This is a genomic window from Actinomadura sp. NPDC048032 (assembly GCF_040653175.1).
GTDB classification, from domain to species: domain Bacteria; phylum Actinomycetota; class Actinomycetes; order Streptosporangiales; family Streptosporangiaceae; genus Spirillospora; species Spirillospora verrucosospora.
In genome coordinates, this window is the sequence record NZ_JBEZJP010000557.1 from 1 (window position 1) to 4,394 (window position 4,394).

Consider the following 4,394-nt stretch of genomic DNA (forward strand, 5'->3'; position numbering starts at 1 on the left):
CCGAGCCGCCGCCGGAGCCGGCCGGCGTCCCCCGCCGCGCCGAGGCCCGCGTGCCGTGGGCGGAGCTGCACGTCCACTCCTCGTTCAGCTTCCTGGACGGGGCGAGCGACCCCGCCTCGCTGGTCGCCGAGGCGGCGCGGCTCGGCGTGCAGGCGATGGCCGTCACCGACCACGACGGCATGTACGGGGCGGTGCAGTTCGCGCAGGCCGCGGGCGAGGCCGGGATCGGCACGGTGTTCGGCGCGGAGCTGGGCCTCGGCATGCCCGGGCCGCGGACCGGCGAGCCCGACCCGGCCGGCCGGCACCTGCTGGTCCTCGCCCGGGGCGCCCCCGGGTACGCGCGGCTCTGCTCGGCGATCACGTCCGCGCAGCTCGCGGGAGGACGGAAGGGCAGGCCCGTCTACGACGCGGGCGCGCTGGCCGAGGCGCACGGCGGACACTGGGCCGTCCTCACCGGCTGCCGGAAGGGCCCGGTCCCGGCGGCGCTGGAGGCGGGCGGCCCGGACGCGGCGGAGCGGGAGCTGCGCGAGCTGGTCGGCGCCTACGGCCGCGACAACGTGTTCGTCGAGCTGGTCGACCACGACCAGCCCGACGACGACCTGCGCAACGACGCCCTGTTCGCGCTGGCGCGCCGGGTCGGGGTGGACGCGGTGGCGTCCAACAACGTGCACTTCGCCGCGCCCGGCGCCGACGCGCGGCTCGCGCAGGCCATGGCCGCCGTCCGGGCACGGCGCGGCCTGGACGACATGGCCGGCTGGCTTCCGGCGGGCGGCACCGCCCACATCCGCAGCGGCGCGGAGATGGCGGGGCGGCTCGCGCGGTTCCCCGGCGTCCGCGAGCGGACGGTCGCGCTGGCGGAGGAGTGCCGGTTCGACTTCGACGTGGTCGCGCCCCGGCTGCCCGACTGGCCCGTCCCGGACGGGCACGACGAGGCGAGCTGGCTGCGGCGCCTGGTGAAGGAGGGCGCCCTCCGGCGGTACGGGCCGCCCGAGAGGGAGCGGGTCTCCGGCGCCTACGAGCAGATCGCCCGGGAGCTGGACGTCATCGAGCAGCTCCGCTTCCCCGGCTACTTCCTGATCGTGCACGACATCGTGGAGTTCTGCCGGAGCAGGGGGATCCTGTGCCAGGGCCGGGGATCGGCGGCCAACTCGGCGGTCTGCTACGCGCTCGGCATCACCGGGGTCGACGCCGTCCGCCACGGCCTGCTGTTCGAGCGGTTCCTGTCGCCGGGGCGGGACGGCCCGCCCGACATCGACCTGGACATCGAGCACCGGCGCCGGGAGGAGGCCATCCAGTACGTCTACGGGAAGTACGGGCGGGAGCGCACGGCGCAGGTCGCGAACGTCATCAGCTACCGTCCGCGCATGGCCGTCCGGGACGCGGCGCGCGCCCTCGGCTTCTCCCCCGGCCAGCAGGACGCGTGGTCGAAGAGCATCGACCCGCGCGACCCCGTCGGGACGGAGGCCGGCATCCCGGCGCCGGTGAAGGAGCTGGCGGACCGGATGCTGGCGCTCCCCCGCCACCTCGGCATCCACTCCGGCGGCATGGTGATCGCGGACCGGCCCGTCGGGGAGATCTGCCCGATCGAGTGGGCGACGATGCCGGGCCGCACCGTCCTGCAGTGGGACAAGGACGACTGCGCGGCGGCCGGGCTCGTCAAGTTCGACCTGCTCGGGCTCGGGATGCTCGCGGCGCTGCACGACTGCTTCGACCTGGTGGCCGAGCACCACGGGGTCCGGCACGACCTCCAGTCGATCCCGCCGGACGACCCGGAGGTCTACGACATGCTGTGCGACGCCGACACGGTCGGGGTGTTCCAGGTCGAGTCGCGGGCGCAGATGGCGACGCTGCCCCGGCTGAGGCCCCGCGAGTTCTACGACCTGGTGGTGGAGGTGGCGCTGATCAGGCCGGGGCCGATCCAGGGCGGATCCGTGCACCCCTACCTGCGGCGGCGCAAGGGCCTGGAGCCCGCCGACTGCCCGCACCCGCTGATGGAGCCGGCCCTGTCCCGCACGCTCGGCGTCCCGCTGTTCCAGGAGCAGATGATGCAGCTCGCCGTCGACTGCGCGGGATTCACCCCCGCCGAGGCCGACCAGCTCCGGCAGGCGATGGGCGCCAAGCGCGCCCCCGAGCGCGTCGAGCGGCTGAGGCGGCGGCTGCTCGACGGGATGGCCGAGCGCGGCATCCCGGCCCCCGTCGCGGAGAGCGTGTACGAGAAGATCCTCGGCTTCACCGGGTTCGGGTTCCCCGAGTCGCACGCGCAGAGCTTCGCGCATCTGGTGTACGCGAGCGCCTGGCTGAAGCGCCACCACCCCGCCGCGTTCACCGCGGCTCTGGTGCGCAACCAGCCGATGGGGTTCTACAGCCCGCAGAGCCTTCTCGCCGACGCCCGGCGGCACGGTGTCGTGGTCCGGGGCGTGGACATCAACGCCAGCGACGTCCACCCCACGCTGGAGGAGCCCGTCGAGGCCGACTCCGGCCATCCCCACGCGCCCGCGACGCCGCAGCCCGCGATCCGGCTGGGGTTGTCGGGCGTCCGCAACCTGGGGGACGACACCGCCGAGGCCGTCGCGGCGGGACGCCCCTACACGAGCATGGAGGACCTCGCCCGCCGCGTACCGCTGTCGGCCGGCGCCCTGGAGGCGCTCGCCACCGCGGGCGCGTTCGACCGGTTCGGCCTGTCGCGGCGCGAGGCCCTCTGGGCGGCGGGCGCGCTGGCGGGCTCCGGCCCGGGGCGGATCGAGGGCGTCACGCCGGGCACGTCCGCGCCCGCCCTCCCGGCCATGACGCCGATCGAGGAGACCCTCGCCGACCTGTGGGCCACCGGCGTCTCCCACACCCATCCCGTCGCGCACGTCCGGGAGGCGCTGGACGAACTGGGCGCGCTGCCGTCCGCGCGGCTCGCGGAGACGCCGGGCGAGACCAACGTCGTCGTCGCCGGGCTCGTCACCCACCGGCAGCGCCCGCCGACGGCCGGCGGCATCGTGTTCATGACCCTGGAGGACGAGACCGGCATCATCAACGTGGTGTGCCCGCCGCAGGTGTTCCAGCGGTTCCGCGGCCTGGCCGTCGACTCCCAGGCGCTGCTGGTCGGCGGCCGTCTGGAACGCGTGGACGGGGTCACCAACGTCCGGGCCACCCGGCTGCGCCGCCTGCCGGTCCCCGGCCGCGTCCGGGCCCGGAACTTCCACTGAGACGAGATCGGGCGGCCCGCGCTAGAACCTCACCGCCTCCTCTGTCATCGTATGGAGGCGTTGGGGCCGCGTGCCGCCGTGGAGGCGGTCGCCAAGACGTGGCTCCGTGGGGCGGAAGGTGAGACTCCATGGACGCGACCTCCCTGGGTGAGCTGCGCCCGGACGATCCCTCCCGAATCGGCCGGTACCGGATCGAGGCCAAGATCGGCGAGGGCGGGATGGGCGCCGTCTACCTCGGCCGCGACACCGACGGGCGGGCCGTGGCCGTGAAGGTGGTCCGGGCCGAGCTGGCGGGCGACAGGACGTTCCTCGCGCGGTTCCACGACGAGGCCGCCAACGCCCAGCGCGTGGCGTCGTTCTGCACGGCGCAGGTCCTGGAGCACGGCGAGGACCTCGGCCTGGCCTACATGGTGACCGAGTACATCGACGGGCCGTCGCTGCTCCAGCACGTCAGCGCGAACGGGGCCCTGTCGCCGGGGATGCTGCACGGCGTCGCGGTCGGCGTGGCCGCCGCGCTCGTCGCCATCCACAGCGCGGGCCTGGTGCACCGCGACCTGAAGCCGAGCAACGTGCTGCTGTCCATCTCCGGGCCGCGCGTGATCGACTTCGGGATCGCCCGCGCGCTGGACATGGCCTCCTCCCACACCCGGACCGGGCAGGTCGTCGGCACGCCCGGCTGGATCGCGCCCGAGCAGATCACCACGCAGCAGGTCACCCCGGCCGTGGACGTGTTCGCCTGGGGCTGCCTGGTGGCGTTCGCCGCCAGCGGGCGCAACCCGTTCGGGCAGGGCTCGTTCCAGATCATGGCGGCCCGCGCCGTGCACGCCGACCCCGAGATCGGCGACCTGCCGCCGTCGCTGACCGGGCTCGTCCAGGCGTCGCTGCGCAAGGACCCCGCGCAGCGGCCGAGCGCCCGGGAGCTGCTCCTGGCGCTGGTCGGCGGATCCGGCGAGGCGGCCGTGACGACCGAGCTGGGCGAGATGTGGACGGCCCCGCCCGCGGCCCCCGCGGCGGCCCCGGAAGCGACGCGCGCCGCCGACCCGTCGGCCACCTCCCAGGACGTCCGGGCCCCGGTCCCGGCCCCGCGCCCCCAGCCCCAGCCGCAGCCGGAACCGCGGACCGAACCCGCCTACGAGCGCCGCACCGACCCGCCCACCGCGCGGGAGTACCCGGCGCCCGCCGTCCGGGGGCGGTCGCGGC

The 4,394-nt window shown here is 75.6% G+C and carries 2 protein-coding genes; both read left to right on the plus strand.

The features are described from left to right. A partial coding sequence (locus tag AB0C69_RS38790) for an error-prone DNA polymerase (RefSeq protein WP_360361056.1) occupies window positions 1-3,194 on the plus strand: 3,194 nt, incomplete at its 5' end. A 128-nt stretch (window positions 3,195-3,322) separates the two neighbouring features. Then, the coding region (locus tag AB0C69_RS38795; protein ID WP_360361059.1) for a serine/threonine-protein kinase at window positions 3,323-4,394 on the plus strand (1,072 nt) is incomplete at its 3' end.